Origin of the sequence: Streptomyces sp. NBC_00775, from assembly GCF_036347135.1 — a bacterium.
Taxonomy (GTDB): domain Bacteria; phylum Actinomycetota; class Actinomycetes; order Streptomycetales; family Streptomycetaceae; genus Streptomyces; species Streptomyces lutosisoli.
Map to the genome: position 1 here is coordinate 8,017,638 of NZ_CP108938.1, position 19,651 is coordinate 8,037,288.

A 19,651-nucleotide genomic window follows, 5' to 3' on the forward strand; every position below is an offset into this window, starting at 1 on the left:
AGAGGGTGCGCGGTGACACTTTCGTAACCGTCGTTTGGTTGTATGGCCGACGGTCAAGGGCGGGTAAAAGGTGACTGTTGTTCTACTGTTCGACGTCTGTGTGTACGGGGCCGTGTGCCCCCTGAGTCAGCCTCGCCGCAGCAGCCGTGTCGCCCCCGCCGCCACCGTCGTCGCCAGGATCCAGCCGAGGAGGATCACCACCGCGGCCAGCCACTGCCAGCCGCCGCGCAGCTGCCAGAAGCCGACCTGGCCGAGGTCGATGACCGGCAGCAGCAGGTCCAGGGCGAACAGCGAGGCGTTCCACGGGGGATGCCCGTCGCCGTTGATCGGCGGATGGCTGGCGTGGGAGAACGCGACCGACGTCGCCGCCCACAGCACGGCCATCCACAGGGCGGCCCGCCCCGGCCGGTACCCGTAGGCGACCGTCCAGTCCTGCGCGTACCCCCAGAGCTTGGCGGCCAGCGGCAGGGTCTCGCGACGGCGGCGCTGCTTGGCGAGCAGCACCTCGCGGGCGTCCTCGTCCTCGCCGGAGTTGCGCAGCACCGTGGCGAGGCGCTCGTACGGCTCCGGGTTGTACTCGGCGGTCGCCGCCGCCACCCACTCAAGGCGCCGGGTCAGCGGGAACGCGCCCTGCGGCACGAGGTTCTCGTAACCGAAGCCGCCCATGTGGAGGCTGCCGGGCCCCGGCCAGCTGGACGCCCTGTCCACCAGGTTGACGACCCGGGCGCCGGACAGGATCACCTTGCCGCGCTCCGGTCTCTCCCCGAGGAAGCGCAGCTCGGGCGTCTGGACCCGGCGCAGCGACAGTTCCTGGTCGTCGTCGAAGGTGAAGCGGGCCCGCTCGAAGTCGACCGCGTCCCCGAACCGCCCGTCGTCGAGCCGGATCCCGCCCTGGCACTCGAACCGCTGCACCAGCGTGCCGCGCGCCGGGGTCGTCCCGCTGGTCTGCAGCGGATTGCCGACGCCCGCGGGGGTCATGTACAGCGTGCGGTTGACGGTCAGCTGGGGTGCGTTCAGGGCCAGGCGCGTGTACGGGTTGCTCAGCTTGCTGCCGCGCAGGCTGAGCGAGACACCGACCGTGGCGCCGCGCAGACTCAGCTCGCCGTGCGACTCCAGCATCTCGGCCTGGAGGTCCTGCCCGACGGTCATGCCGTCACCGGTGAGCGAGCGCCCGCGCCGGTCCCGGTAGACCACGGCCTGGTTGAGCAGCAGATCCGTGCCGATGTGCGCGTCGGTCAGCCGTACGCCGTTGTGGAACCGGCAGCGCGCCAGATGCAGATCGCCCTCGGTGTGCACCCGGACCGCCTCCAGACGCGGCACCGAGCAGTCCACGAACCGCGCGGTCGTGAACCGGGCCTCCGGCAGCAGGATCTCCTTCTCGAACCGGCACCCCTTCATCTCCACGTACGGCACCACGGTGCCGCCGGCGAGATCGAGCACGTCGGTGATCTGAACGCCGGTCAGCTTCAGCGAGGCGACCCGGCCCTGGAGGGCGGGCGGGCCGTCCAGCAGCAGCCAGGCCACGATCCGGGCCCGGACGCTGCGCTCGGGGCCCCAGGGATGGCCCCCGTGCGGATCGTCGACGGTCATGTCCCCGCTGCGCAGGTCGTACACGCTCCCGTTGCGGAAGGCCTGCCACATCCCGGCCTCGGCAGTGGTCAGTTCGTCCGGCAGGTCCCCACCGCGGATGCCGGCACCCTCGGTCACGGCTCTTCCCTTCCTCCCCAGCTACTCGCGGGTTTCGTACAACCGTCCAATGCCCGCTCTGTGACGGCCCGAACGCTACTGGTGAAGGGGATCTTCCGCGGAACCAAAGGTGGCCGGTATCAGCCATGGACGGCCACCGGCCCCGGCGTTGTATCAGCCATTGATACAGCCGTCCGGCGCCTTATCGCAGTCTGAGAGAATTGGGCCTGTGATCTCCCGAATCGATCTGCGCGGCGACGCCCTCCCCGAGGGTTCCGCCCTGCGCGACCTGCTGCCCCGAGCCGACTTCGATGTTCAGGCCGCCCTGGAGAAGGTGCGTCCGATCTGCGAGGCCGTGCATCATCGGGGAGACGCGGCGCTGATCGACTTCGCGGAGAAGTTCGACGGCGTACGGCTGGAGTCGGTACGGGTCCCGGCCCAGGCGCTCAGCGAGGCGCTGGAGCAGCTCGACCCGGCGGTGCGCGCGGCCCTGGAGGAGTCCATCCGGCGCACCCGGCTCGTCCACCGCGAGCAGCGCCGTACGACGCACACCACCCAGGTCGTGCCGGGCGGCTCGGTCACCGAGAAGTGGGTGCCGGTCGACCGTGTCGGCCTGTACGCCCCCGGCGGACGGTCCGTGTACCCCTCGTCGGTGATCATGAACGTGGTCCCGGCGCAGGAGGCCGGGGTCGGGTCCATCGCGCTCGCCTCCCCGGCCCAGTCCGAGTTCGGTGGACTGCCGCACCCGACGATCCTCGCCGCCTGCGCGCTGCTCGGCGTCGACGAGGTGTACGCGGCCGGTGGCGCGACCGCCGTCGCGATGTTCGCGTACGGCACCGAGTCCTGCCCGCCCGCCAACATGGTCACCGGGCCCGGCAACATCTGGGTCGCGGCGGCCAAGCGGTACTTCGCGGGCAAGATCGGCATCGACGCCGAGGCCGGTCCCACCGAGATCGCGATCCTCGCGGACGAGACCGCCGACCCGGTGCACGTCGCCTCCGACCTGATCAGCCAGGCCGAGCACGACCCGCTCGCCGCCGCCGTCCTCGTCACGGACTCCGTGGCGCTGGCCGACGCGGTCGAGAAGGAACTGGAGCCGCAGGTCGCGGCCACCAAGCACATCGAGGACCGGATCGTCCCCGCGCTGAGCGGCAGGCAGTCCGCGATCGTGCTCGTGGACGGCGTGGACGAGGGCCTGCGGGTCGTGGACGCGTACGGGGCCGAGCACCTGGAGATCCAGACGGCGGACGCCGCCGCGGTGGCCGACCGGGTGCGCAACGCGGGCGCGATCTTCGTCGGGCCCTGGGCGCCGGTCTCCCTCGGCGACTACTGCGCGGGCTCCAACCACGTCCTGCCCACCGGCGGCTGCGCCTGCCACTCCTCGGGCCTGTCCGTCCAGTCCTTCCTGCGCGGCATCCACATCGTCGACTACACGAAGGAAGCGCTGGCCGACGTGGCGCATCACGTGGTGACGCTGGCGGAGGCGGAGGACCTGCCCGCGCACGGCGCGGCGGTCAAGGCGAGGTTCGGATGGAAGGTTCCCCAGAGCAAGTGACCGGCATCGACGATCTCCCCGTACGGGACGAGCTGCGCGGCAAGTCCCCCTATGGCGCGCCCCAACTCGACGTGCCCGTACGGCTGAACACCAACGAGAACCCGTACCCGCTGCCCGAACCGCTCGTCGAGCGGATCGCCGAGCGGGTGCGCGAGGCCGCCCGCGACCTCAACCGTTACCCCGACCGGGACGCGGTGGAGCTGCGCACCGAGCTGGCCAAGTACCTGACGAAGACCGGCAACCACCGGGTCGGCCTGGAGAACGTCTGGGCGGCCAACGGCTCCAACGAGGTCATCCAGCAGCTGCTGCAGACCTTCGGCGGACCCGGCCGTACCGCCATCGGCTTCGAGCCGTCGTACTCGATGCACGCGCTCATCGCGCGCGGCACCGGCACGGCCTGGGTCTCCGGCCCGCGCAACGAGGACTTCACGATCGACCCGGCCGCCGCCGAGCGGGCGATCGCCGAGCACCGGCCGGACGTCGTCTTCATCACCACCCCCAACAACCCCACGGGCAACGCGGTCCCGCCCGAGACGGTCCTCGCGCTGTACGAGGCCGCGCAGGCGGCCAAGCCGTCGATGGTGGTGGTCGACGAGGCGTACATCGAGTTCAGCCACGGCGATTCGCTGCTGCCGTTGATCGAAGGTCGGCCGAATCTCGTCGTCTCGCGGACGATGTCGAAGGCCTTCGGAGCCGCGGGCCTCCGCCTCGGCTACCTCGCCGCGCACCCGGCCGTCGTGGACGCCGTGCAGCTCGTACGGCTGCCGTACCACCTGTCGGCCATCACCCAGGCGACCGCGCTGGCCGCCCTGGAGCACACCGACACCCTGCTCGGCTACGTCGAGCAGCTCAAGGCCGAGCGGGACCGGCTGGTCGCCGAACTGCGTGCGATCGGGTACGACGTGACCGAATCGGACGCCAACTTCGTGCAGTTCGGGCGGTTCGCCGACGCGCACGAGGTCTGGCAGAAGATCCTCGACCGGGGCGTCCTGGTCAGGGACAACGGCGTACCGGGGTGGCTGCGGGTCTCCGCCGGAACCCCCGCCGAAAACGACGCGTTCCTCGACGCGGTCCGTGAACTGAAGAAGGAGCAGAGCGCATGAACCGCGTGGGACGTGTGGAGCGGGTGACCAAGGAGACGTCGGTCCTCGTCGAGATCGACCTCGACGGGTCCGGCAAGGTGGAGGTGTCGACGGGCGTCGGCTTCTACGACCACATGCTCGACCAGCTCGGCCGGCACGGTCTGTTCGACCTGACCGTGAAGACCGAGGGCGACCTGCACATCGACTCGCACCACACCATCGAGGACACCGCCCTCGCGCTCGGCGCCGCCTTCAAGCAGGCGCTCGGCGACAAGGTGGGGATTTATCGATTCGGCAACTGCACGGTCCCGCTGGACGAGTCGCTCGCCCAGGTGACCGTCGACCTGTCGGGCCGTCCGTACCTTGTGCACACCGAGCCCGAGACGATGGCGCCGATGATCGGCGAGTACGACACGACGATGACCCGGCACATCCTGGAGTCCTTCGTCGCCCAGGCCCAGATCGCGCTGCACGTGCACGTGCCCTACGGGCGCAACGCGCACCACATCGTGGAGTGCCAGTTCAAGGCGCTGGCCCGCGCGCTGCGCTACGCCTCCGAGCGCGACCCGCGCGCCGCCGGAATCCTCCCCTCCACGAAGGGCGCGCTGTGACCGGCCTGTCGAGCATCCTGATCGTCGTCGGACTCTTTCTCCTCGGCGGCATCTACTCCTTCGTCAAGCAGGAGATGCCCAAGAGCCTCATCGTGCTGCTCTCCATCGGCGCCGCGATGTGTCTCGTCGCCGGCGTCATGAGACTGGAGGTGTGGAATTGAGCACCCCTAAGAAGGTCGTCGTTTTCGACTACGGCTTCGGAAACGTGCGCTCCGCCGAGCGCGCCCTCGCCCGCACCGGCGCCGAGGTCGAGATAACGCGCGACTTCGACACGGCCATGAACGCGGACGGGCTGCTGGTGCCCGGTGTCGGCGCCTTCGCCGCCTGCATGAAGGGCCTCAAGGACGCCCGCGGCGACTGGATCATCGGCCGCCGTCTGTCCGGTGGCCGCCCGGTGATGGGCATCTGCGTCGGCATGCAGATCCTCTTCGCGCGCGGCATCGAGCACGGTGTGGAGACCGAGGGCCTCGACGAGTGGCCCGGCACGGTCGCACCGCTGCAGGCCGAGATCGTGCCCCACATGGGCTGGAACACGGTCGAGGCCCCGGCCGGCTCGCGGCTCTTCGCGGGTCTCGACGCCGACGCCCGCTTCTACTTCGTGCACTCCTACGCCGTCCACGACTGGTCCCTCGAAGTCGGGAACCCGGCGCTGCGCGCACCCCTGGTGACCTGGTCGACGCACGGCAAGCCCTTCGTGGCGGCCGTCGAGAACGGCCCCCTGTGGGCCACGCAGTTCCACCCCGAGAAGTCCGGCGACGCCGGAGCCCAGCTCCTCACCAACTGGATCGGAACACTGTGAGCAAGCTCGAACTCCTTCCCGCCGTCGACGTACGCGACGGCCAGGCCGTCCGCCTCGTGCACGGCGAGTCCGGGACGGAAACTTCTTACGGCTCCCCCCTTGAGGCCGCCCTCGCCTGGCAGAGCTCGGGCGCCGAGTGGCTGCACCTCGTCGACCTGGACGCCGCGTTCGGCACCGGCGACAACCGCGCGCTGATCGCCGAGGTCGCGAAGGCGATGGACATCAAGGTCGAGCTGTCCGGCGGCATCCGCGACGACGACACGCTCGCCGCGGCCCTCGCCACCGGCTGCACCCGCGTCAACCTCGGCACCGCCGCCCTGGAGACCCCCGAGTGGGTCGCCAAGGTCATCGCCGAGCACGGCGACAAGATCGCGGTCGGCCTCGACGTACGCGGCACGACGCTGCGCGGCCGCGGCTGGACCCGCGACGGCGGCGACCTCTACGAGACGCTGGAGCGCCTCAACTCCGAGGGCTGCGCGCGCTACGTCGTCACCGACATCGCCAAGGACGGCACGCTCCAGGGCCCGAACCTGGAGCTGCTGAAGAACGTCTGCGCGGCGACGGACCGCCCGGTCGTGGCCTCCGGCGGCGTGTCCTCCCTGGACGACCTGCGCGCCATCGCCGAGCTGGTCCCGCTGGGCGTCGAGGGCTCCATCGTCGGAAAGGCCCTGTACGCCAAGGCGTTCACGCTGGAAGAGGCCCTGGAGGCGGTAGCCAAGTGAGCGACGTACGACGCGTCTCGACCGGCGCGCCCTGGGAGGAGGCCTTCGGCTACTCCCGCGCGGTGGAGCTGCCGAACGGCCTCGTGCTGGTAGCGGGCTGCACCTCGGTGATCAACGGAGTGATCGCCCCCGGCGACCCGTACGAGCAGACGGTCAACTCCTTCAACGTCGCGTTCGCGGCCCTTGAGCAGCTCGGCCTCGGCCGCGACGACGTCGTCCGCACGCGCCTGTACCTCACGCATGCCCGGGACGTGGAGGAGGTCGGCCGCGCCCACAAGGAGCTGTTCGACGCCGTCCGCCCCGCCGCATCCATGATCATCGTCTCCGGCTTCGTGGACCCGCGGCTGGTCGTCGAGGTCGAGGTGGAGGCGTACCGAGGGGAGGCGCGGTCATGACCCTGGCGGTTCGAGTCATCCCCTGCCTGGACGTGGACAACGGCCGGGTCGTCAAGGGCGTCAACTTCCAGAACCTGCGCGACGCGGGCGACCCCGTCGAGATGGCCAAGGTGTACGACGCCGAGGGCGCCGACGAGCTGACGTTCCTGGACATCACCGCGTCCTCCGGCAATCGCGAGACCACGTACGACGTGGTGCGCCGCACGGCCGAGCAGGTCTTCATCCCGCTGACGGTCGGCGGCGGCGTACGCACCGCCGAGGACGTGGACAAGCTGCTGCGGGCGGGCGCGGACAAGGTCGGCGTCAACACGGCGGCCATCGCCCGGCCCGACCTCATCCGCGAGATCGCCGAGCGGTTCGGGCGGCAAGTGCTGGTCCTGTCGGTGGACGCGCGCAGGACCGAGAGCGGCTCCTTCGAGGTGACGACGCACGGCGGCCGCAAGGGCACCGGCATCGACGCCGTCGAGTGGGCGCACCGGGCCGCCGAGCTGGGCGCGGGCGAGATCCTGCTCAACTCGATGGACGCGGACGGCACGAAGGACGGCTACGACATCGAGATGATCGAGGCCGTACGCAAGCACGTGACCGTGCCGCTGATCGCGAGCGGCGGCGCGGGGCGGCTCGCCGACTTCCCGCCGGCCATCGCCGCGGGGGCCGACGCGGTGCTGGCCGCGTCCGTCTTCCACTTCGGGGATCTGCGGATCGGCCAGGTGAAGGAGACGCTGCGCGAGGCGGGGCATTCCGTTCGCTGACGTCGGCAAGACCATGAGCCCCGGTCACTGGGTGGCCGGGGCTCAGTTGCATGCAGATAGGAAAGAGAAGTTGCGCAATTTTAGTTGCGCAACTTTTCTTTCGCATCTAGCGTGGAGGCATGGCAAGCAAGGAGAACCGCCGGATCACGGATGTGGGGACGCTGAAGGCGTTGGCCCATCCATTGCGGGCGAACCTGTACAGGGCCCTGTCCGTGGCGGGTGTCGCGACGGCCTCGCAGCTCGCGGACCAGGTCGACGAGGCGGTGTCGCTGGTCAGCTACCACCTGCGCAAACTCGCCGAGCACGGGCTGATCGAGGAGGCCGAACCGCAGAGCGGGGACGGCAGGGAGCGCTGGTGGCAGCCCGCGTCCGACGGTGTGAGCATCCACGACGCGGACTTCCGGGACGCCCCCGAGAAGGCGGCCGCGCACACGGCGGCCGCACGGCTCTTCCACGAGCAGCGGGCCGACCTCTACCGCCGCTATCTCGACGCGCGCGCCGCCTGGGGCCCTGAATGGAACACCGCCTCGCAGGACTCCGAGTCCTGGATGCGGCTGACCCCGGCCGAGCTGACCGAATTCGGCAAGGAGCTGAACGCCCTCGCCAAGAAGTACGACGAGAAGAGCCGGGCCGCCGAAGCGGCCGGCGACACCGAAGGGCGCGAGCACGTCGCGCTGCACGTGTACGGCTTCCCGTTCCGACCCTGAGAGGACGCGTTCCGTGACCACGACCGGCATATCCCCGGCCTCCGTCTCCGTCTCCGCCACCTCCGGCAAGCCCGCTCACCGCGACGGCAACGTACTGCGCTGGCTCGGCGCCTACACCTCGTCGATGATGGGCGACAACGTCTGCTACATCGCGTTGTCCTGGGCGGCCGTGCAGGCCGGAACACCCGCGCAGGCCGGGCTCGTGATGGCCGTGAGCGCCATACCGCGCGCCCTGCTGATGCTGGGCGGCGGAGTGGTCGCCGACCGGTTCGGGCCGCGGAAGGTCGTCATCGGCAGTGACGCCGTGCGCTGCGTCGCCGTCCTCACGCTGGCCGCGGTGCTGTTCGCGACCAGCCCGAGTCTGTGGCTGCTGGCCGTGCTCGCCACCGTCTTCGGCATCGTCGACGCGCTCTTCATGCCCGCCGTGGGCGCCCTCCCGGCCCGCGTCACGAGCCGCGACCAGCTCGCCCGGGTCCAGGGCATGCGGGGCCTCGCCATCCGCTTCGCCAACGTGGTCGGCGCACCGCTCGGCGGCCTCGGCGTGGCGCTCGGGGGTTCGGCGGCGGCGTTCGGGCTCGCGGGGATGCTGATCGCCGTGTCGGTGCCGCTGCTGATCTCCGTACGCATGCGGGAGCTGCCCGCGGACGACGCGCCGGACCAGGCCGGCGGCACCGCCTGGCGGGACCTCCGTGACGGTCTGCGCTACCTCCGCGGCCACCGCGTGCTCGCCCCGCTCATCGTCGCCATCGCCCTCGGCGACCTCGGCTTCGTCGGGCCGCTGAACGTGGGGCTGACCCTGCTGGCCGACCGGCGCGGCTGGGGCGCCTCCGGGATGGGCTGGGTGGTCGCCGCGTTCGGGACCGGCGCGGGAGCCGCCGCCCTGCTGCTGACTCTGCGAGGACGCCTGCCGCGCGCGGGGAGCCTGGCCGCGGTGACCATCCTGGGCGGCTCGGTCGCGATCGGCGCCCTCGCCTTCGTGCCGAGCGTCGCCGGGGCCGTCGGTGTCGCCCTCGTCCTCGGGCTGCTCGCGGGGCTCAGCGGCGCCCTGTGCGGCGCGCTGCTGCAGACCCAGGCGGACCCCGCCTACCTGGGCCGGGTCAGCGCCGTAGCCGGACTGGTCAGCCTGGGCCTCGCCCCGCTCAGCATGCCGCTGACCGCCGCCGCGATCGGCTGGTGGGGCACCGGCCCCGTGTTCGTCACCAGCGCCGCGGTCTGCGGCCTCGGCGGGGTCCTCGCCCTGTGCGTCCGCGATCTGCGCCGCGCCGAGCTGCCCCGCTGAGCGGGCCGCTCAGAGGCCCAGCTGCTTCGTCTCGTTCAGCTTGGCGATCGCGTCCTCGTCGCCCTCCTGCTCCACGTCGGCCACCTTCTGCCGCCCGTACGCGAACAGCAGCAGCTCCGAGGGCTCGCCGGTCACCGTCACGACCGGCGTGCCCTTGTGCGCGACCGTCGTCTGCCCGTTCGGGCGGCGCAGCACGAGGCCGGTCGGGGCGCCGCGGCCGGTCAGCCGGGCCGTGCGGTCCAGGAGCGACCACAGGGCGTCCTGGAAGACCGGGTCCAGCTCGCGCGGCGTCCAGTCGGTCTGGGCACGCCGTACGTCCTCGGTGTGGACGTAGAACTCGGTCGTGTTCGACGCCTCGTCGATCTGCTTCAGGGAAAAGGGCGAGAAGCGCGGCGGACCCGTACGGATCAGCTGGATCAGCTCCTCGTACGGCTTGTCGGCGAACTCCGCCATCACCCGCTCCAGGCGGGGCGCGAGCTGCTTGATCAGCAGCCCGCCGGCGGCGTCGGCGCGGCGCTCACGGACCACCACGTGCGCGGCGAGGTCCCGGGTGTTCCAGCCCTCGCACAGGGTCGGGGCGTCCGGGCCCACGGCTTCCAACAGATCGGCGAGGAGAAGTCGTTCACGCTTGGCATGGGTCGACATGACCATCAGCCTACGACCGCCCCACCGCCGCGCACAGTGGAGACCGGCGGGGTCCGGCCTGTGGACAACGGCGGGGCACGTCGGTGCGGCGCGGCACAATGGCACCCATGACCAGCACGCCTCCGCCCAGCAGGCCCAGCAGCCTGGACCCCGAGATCTCCGCGCGCCTCAAGCGCGGCGTCGACGGGCTCGTCCCCGCCATCGCCCAGCAGTACGACACCGGTGAGGTGCTCATGCTCGGCTGGATGGACGACGAGGCGCTGCATCGCACGCTCACCACGGGCCGCTGCACGTACTGGTCGCGCAGCCGCCAGGAGTACTGGGTCAAGGGCGACACGTCCGGCCACTTCCAGCACGTGAAGTCCGTGGCCCTGGACTGCGACGCCGACACCGTCCTGGTGAAGGTCGACCAGGTGGGCGCCGCCTGCCACACCGGCGCCCGCACCTGCTTCGACGCCGATGTGCTGCTCAAGGACGATGACGTGCTGCCCAAGGACGCCGATTCCGGCGTACCGTCACTGGATCAGTAAGGTCAGCCGCCATGGACCTCGAGACGTTCCGCAAGCTGGCCACCGATCGCCGCGTGATCCCCGTCAGCCGCAAGCTCCTCGCGGACGGCGACACGCCGGTCGCGCTCTACCGCAAGCTGGCCGCCGAGCGCCCCGGCACCTTCCTCCTGGAATCCGCCGAGAACGGCCGCTCCTGGTCCCGCTACTCCTTCGTGGGCGTCCACAGCCACGCCACGCTCACCGAACGGGACGGGCAGGCCCACTGGCTCGGCACCCCGCCCGTCGGCGTCCCCGTCGAAGGCGACCCGCTCGCCGCCCTGCGCGCCACCATCGAGGCGCTGCACACGCCGCAGGGCGAGGGACTGCCCCCGTTCACCGGCGGCATGGTCGGCTATCTCGGCTACGACATCGTGCGCCGCCTGGAGAAGATCGGCCCCGGCGAACGCGACGACCTGAAGCTGCCCGAGCTGACCATGCTGCTCACCAGCGACCTCGCGGTCATGGACCACTGGGACGGCTCGGTCCAGCTGATCGCCAACGCGATCAATCACAACGACCTCGACACGGGCGTCGACGAGGCCTACGCGGACGCCGTCGCCCGCCTCGACGCCATGGAGGCCGACCTCTCGCGCGCGGTCTCGCAGCCCCCGGCCGCGCTGCCGCCCTCCGAGCTCCCCGAGTACACCGCGCTCTGGGGCGGCCCCGACTTCCAGGACGCCGTCGAGGACGTCAAGGAGCGCATCCGGGCGGGCGAGGCCTTCCAGGTCGTCCCCTCCCAGCGCTTCGAAACACCGTGCACGGCAAGCGCGTTGGACGTGTACCGGGTGCTGAGGGCGACCAATCCTTCCCCGTACATGTACCTCTTCCGCTTCGACGGCTTCGACGTCGTCGGCTCCTCCCCGGAGGCCCTGGTCAAGGTCGAGGACGGGCAGGCGATGGTGCACCCCATCGCGGGCACCCGGCCGCGCGGCGCCACCGTCCAGGAGGACCAGGCCCTTGCCGACGAGCTGATCGCCGACCCCAAGGAGCGCGCCGAGCACCTCATGCTCGTCGACCTGGGACGCAACGACCTGGGACGGGTCTGCGAGCCGGGCTCCGTCGAGGTCGTCGACTTCATGTCCATCGAGCGGTACTCGCACGTGATGCACATCGTGTCCACGGTCACCGGGCGCGTCGCGGCGGGCCGTACGGCCTTCGACGTACTGACGGCCTGCTTCCCGGCCGGCACCCTCTCCGGCGCCCCCAAGCCGCGCGCGATGCAGATCATCGACGAACTGGAGCCGTCCCGCAGGGGGCTGTACGGCGGCTGCGTCGGCTACCTCGACTTCGCGGGCGACTCCGACACCGCCATCGCCATCCGTACGGCCCTGCTGCGCGACGGCACCGCGTACGTCCAGGCGGGCGCCGGAATCGTCGCCGACTCGGACCCCGTCGCCGAGGACAACGAGTGCCGCAACAAGGCGGCGGCGGTCCTGCGCGCGGTCCACACGGCCAACCGGCTCGGGCAGTAGAACCCGGGAGAAGCAGGGTCCGGCGGTACGAGTCCGGGCAATAGGACGAGAGTCACGTGAACCCCGGGTGACGGTTCGCCCGGGGTTCAGGCGATAGTGGAGTACGTGACAGCTGTACCGCACCCCCGATCCGAAGCCGCCGGACCCGCCCGGTCCGCCCGCCGCAGCCTTGGTGTCGCCCTGCTCAGCGGCGCCCTCGGCGCGGCCGTGGCGCTGCTCTCCACCCGGCAGAGCTGGTCGGAAGGCACCGCGACGGTGGCCGGCGGCGACTTTCCGCTGACCGCCAAGGGCAGCGACGTCACGGGCGTGCCCGCGGCGCTCGCCATAGTGGGCCTCGCCGCGCTCGTCGCCGTCTTCGCCGTACGCCGCTCCGGGCGCTTCCTGGTCTCCGGGCTGCTCGCGCTCTCCGGCGCGGGCACGGTCGTCGCGGCCGTGCTCGGCGCCGGTGACAGCTCCGCGCTCGACGAGAAGGCCGCGGCCGCCTCCGGCAACACCGCCGCCACCGCGGACGCGCTCAGCCACACCGCCTGGCCGTACGTCGCGGCCGCGGGCGGCGCGCTGATCCTCCTCGCGGGACTGCTCGCGCTGCGCTACGGACGGCTGTGGCCCGCGATGTCGGGCCGCTACGAGCGCGATGGCACACCCCGGCCGCGCAAGGCCAAGCCCGTCGACCCGGACCGCCCCGAGGACCTCTGGAAGGCCCTCGACCGCGGCGAGGACCCGACCGGGCCTGATCCGGCCGGCACCTAGATCCGCCGGGGCCCGGATCCGGCAGCGGCTCAAGGGACTTAGGTCCCGCCGCCCGATGGGTCCTCAGCCCCGGGACTTTCGTCGTGACTTGGCGGAATCGACGCGCGAGGGGCCACCCCCCGCTCACGACGGACGTCGTTGTACGGGACAATGGACGAAGAGCGTCCGACTTACATACGCACACAGCAACGAGGAGCAAGTCATGGCGGGCAGCAGCCACGGTCACACCCCGGCCGCCTGGACCGGTGTCATCATCGCCTTCATCGGTTTCTGCGTCTCCGGTGCCTTCACGGTGATGGCCAGCCCGCTGGGCTTCTGGGCCGGCATGGTCATCATCGCCCTCGGCGGTGTCGTCGGCCTGGCGATGCGCGCGGCGGGCCTGGGCCAGCCGAAGGCCGTGCACGCGCAGCCCGCGCGCGCGGTGCGCGAGGCCGTGGGCGTCGACGCCTGACCCGGTAGCGCTTCACGAGAGGCGGCCCCGGCACTCCTGCCGGGGCCGCCTCTCGCGTACGCGGCGAGCGCCTGCCGCGCGGGAAGGGCAGAATGCGTCGGGTGAACGCCGAAACCCAGAGGGTGACGCGGGCCGAGAGCCCGGGGACCACGGTCGGTGCTGGTGCTGGTGCTGGTGCCGACGCCGGTGCCGGTGCCGGTGATGTGCTGCGGCGCCTCGCCGTCCCCGGTGGGATCCTCGCGGCCGTCGTCGGCGCCTTCGCGTACGTCGGGGCCGTGGACCCCCATCAGCCCGGTCACTACCCCGTCTGCCCGCTGCTGCGCTTCACGGGCGTGTACTGCCCCGGCTGCGGCGGCCTGCGCGGCGCGTACGCCCTCGTGCACGGGGACTTCACGGCGGCGCTCACCGACAACGCGCTCGCCGTCGCGGGATATCTCGTCTTCGCCGTGGTGTGGACCGTCTGGGTGATCCGGTCGGTGCGCGGACGGCCGATGCGGATCGATCTCGGGCCGGTCCACCTGTGGAGCGTGGGCGCATTGGTGCTGGTCTTCACCGTTGTCCGGAACCTGCCGTCCGGCGGCTGGTTGCATCCTTGATCCATGGGCAAATGTCCAGGTAGTGGGACCGGCGTCAACCGGATGTGAGGCCTACGCCTTCCTCCGGATACCATCGGAGTGACCCGTCTTTACTGTCCGAGACGATGAACGCGGGTCAGCTGCTCAACCGCTTCAACCGTCCACCGCAGGGAAGGGGGCCGCTCGCGTGAGTGTGCTCGACGAGATCATCGACGGAGTCCGTGCCGACCTCGCGGAGCGGCAGGCGCGCGTCAGCCTCGACGAGCTCAAGGAGCGCGCGGCGAAGGCTCCGGCGGCCAAGGACGGCGTGGCCGCCCTGCGCGGCGAAGGCGTCAAGGTCATCTGCGAGGTCAAGCGCTCCAGCCCGTCCAAGGGCGCGCTCGCCGCGATCGCCGACCCGGCCGGGCTCGCCGCGGACTACGAGGCGGGCGGCGCGGCCGTCATCTCCGTCCTCACCGAGCAGCGCCGCTTCGGCGGTTCGCTCGCGGACCTGGAGGCCGTCCGCGCCCGCGTGGACATCCCGGTCCTCCGCAAGGACTTCATCGTCACGTCGTACCAGCTGTGGGAGGCCCGCGCGTACGGCGCCGACCTCGTGCTGCTCATCGTGGCCGCGCTCGACCAGGCCGCCCTGGAGTCCCTCATCGAGCGTGCCGAGTCCATCGGGCTCACGCCGATCGTCGAGGTGCACGACGAGGACGAGGTCGAGCGGGCCGTGGACGCGGGAGCCAAGATCATCGGTGTCAACGCGCGCGATCTGAAGACCCTCAAGGTCGACCGCACCACTTTCGAGCGCGTCGCCCCCGAGATCCCCGACAGCATCGTCAAGATCGCCGAGTCCGGTGTCCGCGGGCCGCACGACCTCATCGCGTACGCCAACGCCGGCGCCGACGCGGTTCTGGTGGGCGAGTCGCTGGTCACCGGCCGCGACCCGAAGACGGCGGTCGCCGACCTGGTGGCGGCGGGCGAGCACCCGGCGCTGCGGCACGGCCGGAGCTGACCCCTCGGTGCCCACCTCGCCCCACGCCTTCGCCGCTCACCGTCCGGGCCTGAGCCCCGACGGCGATCCGGCGCGCGTGGGGCCGGCCGCACCGGGCCCGGGTCATGCGGACTCGCACCCCGAGTCGGCCGCGCGGCTGCCGGGCCACGGGGACTCGTACGGGCGCCCCTGCGTGCGCTCCGCCGCGCCGCTCCCGGCCGCTTCGACAGCCCGGAACCCCTACGCCCGCCTCGCCCGCGGTTGCCGGCCGCGCGGCTGCCGGGCGCCCGCACGACGTGTGCACGGGCGCCGGGTGCGGTACGTCATCGGTGACGAACCCGGGCAAGTGAACGGCATGCGATGGCGCCTCTTCAGGGGCGCGGGGAACTGCGCGAGCAACCACAGCCGGCCCGCTGCCGGCTGACGACCCCGCCCCCACGGCGATCAGTGCGTTTCCACAAACTCACCGTGAGGTTTCCGCATGCCCAGCGAGTTCTTCATTCCCGACCCGGACGGTCAAGTTCCCAGCACCGAGGGGTACTTCGGCGCGTTCGGCGGCAAGTTCATCCCGGAGGCGCTGGTCGCCGCCGTGGACGAGGTCGCCGTCGAGTACGACAAGGCGAAGGCCGATCCCGAGTTCGCCCGCGAGCTCGACGACCTGCTCGTCCACTACACCGGGCGGCCGAGTTCACTCACCGAGGTGTCCCGGTTCGCCGAACACGCCGGTGGCGCCCGTATCTTCCTCAAGCGGGAAGACCTCAACCACACCGGTTCACACAAGATCAACAACGTGCTCGGCCAGGCCCTCCTCACCAAGAGGATGGGCAAGACCCGGGTCATCGCGGAGACCGGCGCCGGTCAGCACGGCGTCGCCACCGCCACCGCCTGCGCGCTCTTCGGCCTCGAATGCACCATCTACATGGGCGAGATCGACACCCAGCGCCAGGCCCTCAACGTGGCCCGGATGCGCATGCTCGGCGCCGAGGTCATCGCCGTGAAGTCGGGCAGCCGCACCCTCAAGGACGCCATCAACGAGGCCTTCCGGGACTGGGTCGCGAACGTCGATCACACCCACTACCTCTTCGGGACCGTCGCCGGCCCCCACCCCTTCCCCGCGATGGTGCGTGACTTCCACCGGGTGATCGGGGTCGAGGCCCGGCGGCAGATCCTGGAGCGCGCCGGACGTCTTCCCGACGCCGCCATCGCCTGCGTCGGCGGCGGCTCCAACGCCATCGGCCTGTTCCACGCCTTCATCCCCGACGCGGACGTACGCCTCATCGGCTGCGAGCCCGCCGGGCACGGCGTCGAGACGGGTGAGCACGCGGCCACGCTGACGGCCGGCGAGCCCGGCATCCTGCACGGGTCGCGGTCGTACGTCCTCCAGGACGAGGAGGGCCAGATCACCGAGCCCTACTCGATCTCGGCCGGACTCGACTACCCGGGCATCGGGCCCGAGCACTCCTACCTCAAGGACAGCGGCCGCGCCGAGTACCGCGCGGTCACCGACGACGCGGCCATGCAGGCACTGCGCCTGCTGTCGCGCACCGAGGGCATCATCCCGGCGATCGAGAGCGCCCACGCGCTCGCCGGAGCCCTGGAGGTCGGCAAGGAGCTGGGCAAGGACGGGCTGATCATCGTCAACCTGTCGGGCCGCGGCGACAAGGACATGGACACGGCCGCCCGCTACTTCGGCCTGTACGACAACGGCGTCGACGCCGTCGTCGCCGCGGACGCCGACAGCGAGAACGCCGAGATCGAGGGGGACGTGAAGTGAGCGGCAACATCCAGCTGTTGAGCGACACCCTCGCCGGCGCCAAGGCGGAGGGGCGGTCCGCTCTCATCGCGTACCTGCCCGCCGGGTTCCCGACCGTCGACGGCGGCATCGCGGCCATCAAGGCCGTCTTCGAGGGCGGCGCGGACATCGTCGAGGTGGGCCTGCCGCACAGCGACCCCGTCCTCGACGGCCCCGTCATCCAGACCGCCGACGACATCGCCCTGCGCGGCGGCGTCAAGATCGCGGATGTCATGCGGACGGTCCGCGAGGCGTTCGAGGCGACCGGCAAGCCCGTCCTCGTGATGACGTACTGGAACCCGATCGACCGCTACGGCGTCGAGCGCTTCACCGCCGAGCTCGCCGAGGCGGGCGGGGCGGGCTGCATCCTGCCCGACCTGCCCGTGCAGGAGTCGGCGCTGTGGAGGGAGCACGCCGAGAAGCACGGCCTCGCGACCGTCTTCGTCGTCGCGCCCAGCAGCAAGGACGCCCGGCTCGCCGAGATCACCGCGGCGGGCAGCGGGTTCGTGTACGCGGCCTCGCTGATGGGCGTCACGGGCACCAGGGAGTCGGTGGGGACCCAGGCTCAGGACCTGGTGCGGCGCACCAAGGCCACCACCGAGCTGCCCGTCTGCGTCGGCCTCGGCGTCTCCAGCGCCGCTCAGGCCGCCGAGGTGGCCGGCTTCGCCGACGGCGTGATCGTCGGCTCGGCGTTCGTGAAGCGGATGCTGGACGCACCGGACGAGGCGGCCGGCCTGGACGCCGTACGGGCGCTCGCGGGCGACCTGGCGAAGGGCGTGCGCGGAACGGCGTAACGCGACCGTCCGGGCAGGCACGTGTCCGAGCAGGTACGTACACGTACCCGAGCAGGTACGTAACGGACAATCCACTCACCCGAACGGGTGGACCTGGGACCGGGGAGGCGCGCTGCGCCTCCCCGGTTCGTTCTGCCGGATGTGAGCGAGAAGAACCGTGACGGAAAGCGCACCGCCCGCGAGCGGCTGGCGGTCGAGCGAGAGAAGCAGAGGTCCGCGGAGAAGCGCCGGCGGGCGCTGATCGTGGGGGCGTCGGTGATCTGCGTCCTGGGCCTGGCCGCGGTGGTCGGCGTGCTGGCCGCCAACTCCGGCAAGGACAAGAAGAGCGACACGTCGGGCCCGGTCGTGTCGCCCTCGGGCGCGACCGGCAAGGACGCTCTCGCGATTCCCGTCGGCAAGGACGGCGCCAAGTCGACTCTCACGGTGTGGGAGGACTTCCGCTGCCCGGCCTGCCAGGCCTTCGAGACGACGTACCGCTCGACGATCCACGAACTGGTCGACGCCGGTCAGCTGAAGGTCGAGTACCACCTCGTCACCCTCATCGACGGGAACATGGGCGGCAGCGGCTCCCGCCACGCCGCCAACGCCGCGGCCTGCGCCCAGGACGCCGGGAAGTTCACCGCGTACCACGACGTGCTGTACGAGAACCAGCCCAAGGAGACCGACGACGCCTTCGCGGACAACAGCAAGCTCATCGAGCTGGCGGGCAAGGTCGACGGCCTGGACACCCCGGCCTTCCGGACGTGCGTCAACGACGGTACGCACGACAGCTGGGTCGTGAAGTCGAACGCCGCCTTCCAGAGCGGCGGCTTCACCGGCACGCCGACCGTGCTGCTGGGCGGCAAGAACATCTACGCGGACCAGACGATGACCCCCGCCAAGCTGAAGCAGATGGTGGAGGCGGAGAACAAGGGCTGAGCGTCTCGCCGGGCCCCGCTGCCCCCGGCCTGTGCCAGGCCGGGGGCAGCGCACGTTATGGACCCGTTGCAGGGCTGCTTGCCGTCGGTGGTGTCCGGCACGGTAGCGTCGACCTTGCCATGGAACTTGCCTTCATTCCCAGCCCGTCGCGCGGTGTGCTGCACCTCGGCCCCATTCCGCTGCGCGGCTACGCGTTCTGCATCATCATCGGCGTCTTCGTAGCCGTCTGGCTCGGCAACAGGCGCTGGGTCGCCCGGGGCGGGCGGGCCGGCACGGTGGCCGACATCTCGGTCTGGGCCGTGCCCTTCGGCCTCGTCGGCGGCCGGCTCTACCACGTGATCACGGACTACGAGCTGTACTTCAGCGACGGCCGTGACTGGGTGGACGCCTTCAAGGTCTGGCAGGGCGGCCTCGGTATCTGGGGCGCGATCGCGTTCGGCGCGGTGGGCGCGTGGATCGGCTGCCGCCGCCGCGGCATCCCGCTTCCCGCCTACGCCGATGCCATCGCCCCCGGAATCGCCTTCGCGCAGGCGATCGGGCGCTGGGGCAACTGGTTCAACCAGGAGCTGTACGGCAAGGCGACGGACCTGCCCTGGGCGCTGCACATCACGTCCTCCACGGACGGGCGGGTGCCGGGCTACTACCACCCGACGTTCCTGTACGAGTCGCTGTGGTGCATCGGCGTCGGCTTCCTCGTCATCTGGGCCGACCGTCGCTTCAAGCTGGGCCACGGTCGTGCGTTCGCCCTGTATGTCGCCGCGTACTGCGTGGGCCGGGGCTGGATCGAGTACATGCGCGTCGACGATGCCCACCACATCCTGGGCCTGCGTCTCAACGACTGGACCGCGATGGTGGTCTTCCTTCTCGCGGTGCTCTACATCGTCATTTCCTCGCGTCGGCGGCCTGGGCGGGAAGAGGTCGTGGAGCCGGGTGAGGGTGTCTCCGGCGGTGGTGACGGTGACAGTGCGGGTGCCTCCGGCGAGGGTGACGACTCGGGTGATGACGAGGTCGTCGACCTGGAGAAGTCGGCAGAGCCTGCGGAGTCGGCTGACGTCGAGTCCGCGGAGTCCGACGAGGCCGAGTCCGCCAAGAAGAGCTGAGTTCTTCCGGTACGTCGAAGGGGGCGCCGCGTCCTGGAACGC

Annotated in this window: 22 protein-coding genes and 1 pseudogene; 21 read left to right on the forward strand and 2 right to left on the reverse strand. The window is 71.2% G+C overall.

Annotated elements, in window-relative coordinates:
- Positions 1–126: 126 nt before the first annotated feature.
- On the reverse strand, positions 127–1,707 hold the full coding sequence (locus OIC96_RS35595; RefSeq protein ID WP_330303898.1) for an oxidoreductase: 1,581 nt from the start codon (positions 1,705–1,707) through the stop codon (positions 127–129).
- A 208-nt stretch (positions 1,708–1,915) separates the two neighbouring features.
- On the opposite strand from OIC96_RS35595, the gene hisD reads away from it, so the two are divergent.
- From hisD to OIC96_RS35645, 10 genes are all read left to right on the forward strand, one after another.
- Positions 1,916–3,241, forward strand: a complete 1,326-nt coding sequence (gene hisD / locus OIC96_RS35600) for a histidinol dehydrogenase (protein WP_330303897.1) — start codon at positions 1,916–1,918, stop codon at positions 3,239–3,241.
- Positions 3,217–4,344 (forward strand): histidinol-phosphate transaminase, encoded by a 1,128-nt coding sequence (locus tag OIC96_RS35605; RefSeq protein ID WP_330303896.1) that lies wholly within the window; start codon positions 3,217–3,219, stop codon positions 4,342–4,344. The genes hisD and OIC96_RS35605 overlap by 25 nt, the downstream gene beginning before the upstream one ends.
- Complete coding sequence (gene hisB / locus OIC96_RS35610) at positions 4,341–4,934, forward strand: imidazoleglycerol-phosphate dehydratase HisB (RefSeq protein ID WP_330303895.1); 594 nt, start codon at positions 4,341–4,343, stop codon at positions 4,932–4,934. The genes OIC96_RS35605 and hisB overlap by 4 nt, the downstream gene beginning before the upstream one ends.
- The gene (locus OIC96_RS35615) at positions 4,931–5,095 is read left to right on the forward strand and encodes a hypothetical protein (protein ID WP_187285985.1); all 165 of its coding nucleotides are present in this window, start codon (positions 4,931–4,933) and stop codon (positions 5,093–5,095) included. Before hisB ends, OIC96_RS35615 begins: the two co-directional genes overlap by 4 nt.
- Positions 5,086–5,733 (forward strand): imidazole glycerol phosphate synthase subunit HisH, encoded by a 648-nt coding sequence (gene hisH / locus OIC96_RS35620; RefSeq protein WP_330303894.1) that lies wholly within the window; start codon positions 5,086–5,088, stop codon positions 5,731–5,733. Before OIC96_RS35615 ends, hisH begins: the two co-directional genes overlap by 10 nt.
- Positions 5,730–6,455: a bifunctional 1-(5-phosphoribosyl)-5-((5-phosphoribosylamino)methylideneamino)imidazole-4-carboxamide isomerase/phosphoribosylanthranilate isomerase PriA gene (gene priA, locus OIC96_RS35625; RefSeq protein WP_330303893.1), complete on the forward strand. Its 726-nt coding sequence runs from the start codon at positions 5,730–5,732 to the stop codon at positions 6,453–6,455. Before hisH ends, priA begins: the two co-directional genes overlap by 4 nt.
- Positions 6,452–6,850: a RidA family protein gene (locus OIC96_RS35630; RefSeq protein WP_330303892.1), complete on the forward strand. Its 399-nt coding sequence runs from the start codon at positions 6,452–6,454 to the stop codon at positions 6,848–6,850. Before priA ends, OIC96_RS35630 begins: the two co-directional genes overlap by 4 nt.
- On the forward strand, positions 6,847–7,602 hold the full coding sequence (gene hisF / locus OIC96_RS35635; RefSeq protein ID WP_330303891.1) for an imidazole glycerol phosphate synthase subunit HisF: 756 nt from the start codon (positions 6,847–6,849) through the stop codon (positions 7,600–7,602). Before OIC96_RS35630 ends, hisF begins: the two co-directional genes overlap by 4 nt.
- 119 nt (positions 7,603–7,721) lie before the next feature.
- Positions 7,722–8,309, forward strand: coding sequence for an ArsR/SmtB family transcription factor (locus OIC96_RS35640; protein ID WP_330303890.1), 588 nt, complete (start codon positions 7,722–7,724; stop codon positions 8,307–8,309).
- Positions 8,310–8,322: 13 nt separating this feature from the next.
- The gene (locus tag OIC96_RS35645) at positions 8,323–9,588 is read left to right on the forward strand and encodes an MFS transporter (protein WP_327428008.1); all 1,266 of its coding nucleotides are present in this window, start codon (positions 8,323–8,325) and stop codon (positions 9,586–9,588) included.
- A gap of 9 nt (positions 9,589–9,597) precedes the next feature.
- Here the strand turns inward: OIC96_RS35645 and OIC96_RS35650 are convergent, their stop codons facing one another.
- Positions 9,598–10,233, reverse strand: coding sequence for a TIGR03085 family metal-binding protein (locus OIC96_RS35650; protein WP_330303889.1), 636 nt, complete (start codon positions 10,231–10,233; stop codon positions 9,598–9,600).
- 107 nt (positions 10,234–10,340) lie between these two features.
- Here OIC96_RS35650 and hisI point away from each other — a divergent pair, with 107 nt between their 5' ends.
- The 11 genes and pseudogenes from hisI to lgt all read left to right on the forward strand — a co-directional run.
- On the forward strand, positions 10,341–10,763 hold the full coding sequence (hisI, locus tag OIC96_RS35655; protein WP_330303888.1) for a phosphoribosyl-AMP cyclohydrolase: 423 nt from the start codon (positions 10,341–10,343) through the stop codon (positions 10,761–10,763).
- 11 nt (positions 10,764–10,774) lie between these two features.
- A complete protein-coding gene (locus tag OIC96_RS35660; protein WP_330303887.1) occupies positions 10,775–12,253 on the forward strand; it encodes an anthranilate synthase component I in 1,479 nt (492 codons plus the stop codon).
- A 96-nt stretch (positions 12,254–12,349) separates the two neighbouring features.
- Positions 12,350–13,003, forward strand: coding sequence for a TIGR02234 family membrane protein (locus OIC96_RS35665; RefSeq protein WP_330303886.1), 654 nt, complete (start codon positions 12,350–12,352; stop codon positions 13,001–13,003).
- Between the two features lie 202 nt (positions 13,004–13,205).
- Positions 13,206–13,454, forward strand: coding sequence for an HGxxPAAW family protein (locus OIC96_RS35670; protein WP_330303885.1), 249 nt, complete (start codon positions 13,206–13,208; stop codon positions 13,452–13,454).
- 92 nt (positions 13,455–13,546) lie between these two features.
- Positions 13,547–14,050 (forward strand): DUF2752 domain-containing protein, encoded by a 504-nt coding sequence (locus tag OIC96_RS35675; protein WP_330303884.1) that lies wholly within the window; start codon positions 13,547–13,549, stop codon positions 14,048–14,050.
- 166 nt (positions 14,051–14,216) lie between these two features.
- Positions 14,217–15,026, forward strand: a complete 810-nt coding sequence (gene trpC, locus OIC96_RS35680) for an indole-3-glycerol phosphate synthase TrpC (protein ID WP_327428001.1) — start codon at positions 14,217–14,219, stop codon at positions 15,024–15,026.
- 172 nt (positions 15,027–15,198) lie between these two features.
- Positions 15,199–15,429, forward strand: coding sequence for a tryptophan biosynthesis modulator TrpM (gene trpM / locus OIC96_RS49960; RefSeq protein WP_406502252.1), 231 nt, complete (start codon positions 15,199–15,201; stop codon positions 15,427–15,429).
- Between the two features lie 57 nt (positions 15,430–15,486).
- Positions 15,487–16,779, forward strand: a complete 1,293-nt coding sequence (gene trpB / locus OIC96_RS35685; protein ID WP_327427999.1) for a tryptophan synthase subunit beta — start codon at positions 15,487–15,489, stop codon at positions 16,777–16,779.
- On the forward strand, positions 16,776–17,591 hold the full coding sequence (gene trpA / locus OIC96_RS35690; protein ID WP_330303883.1) for a tryptophan synthase subunit alpha: 816 nt from the start codon (positions 16,776–16,778) through the stop codon (positions 17,589–17,591). Before trpB ends, trpA begins: the two co-directional genes overlap by 4 nt.
- A gap of 141 nt (positions 17,592–17,732) precedes the next feature.
- The gene (locus OIC96_RS35695; RefSeq protein ID WP_330303882.1) at positions 17,733–18,509 is read left to right on the forward strand and encodes a DsbA family protein; all 777 of its coding nucleotides are present in this window, start codon (positions 17,733–17,735) and stop codon (positions 18,507–18,509) included.
- 119 nt (positions 18,510–18,628) lie between these two features.
- Positions 18,629–19,445 (forward strand): annotated as a pseudogene (gene lgt / locus OIC96_RS35700) (prolipoprotein diacylglyceryl transferase); the annotation flags it as partial.
- Positions 19,446–19,651: the final 206 nt, after the last annotated feature.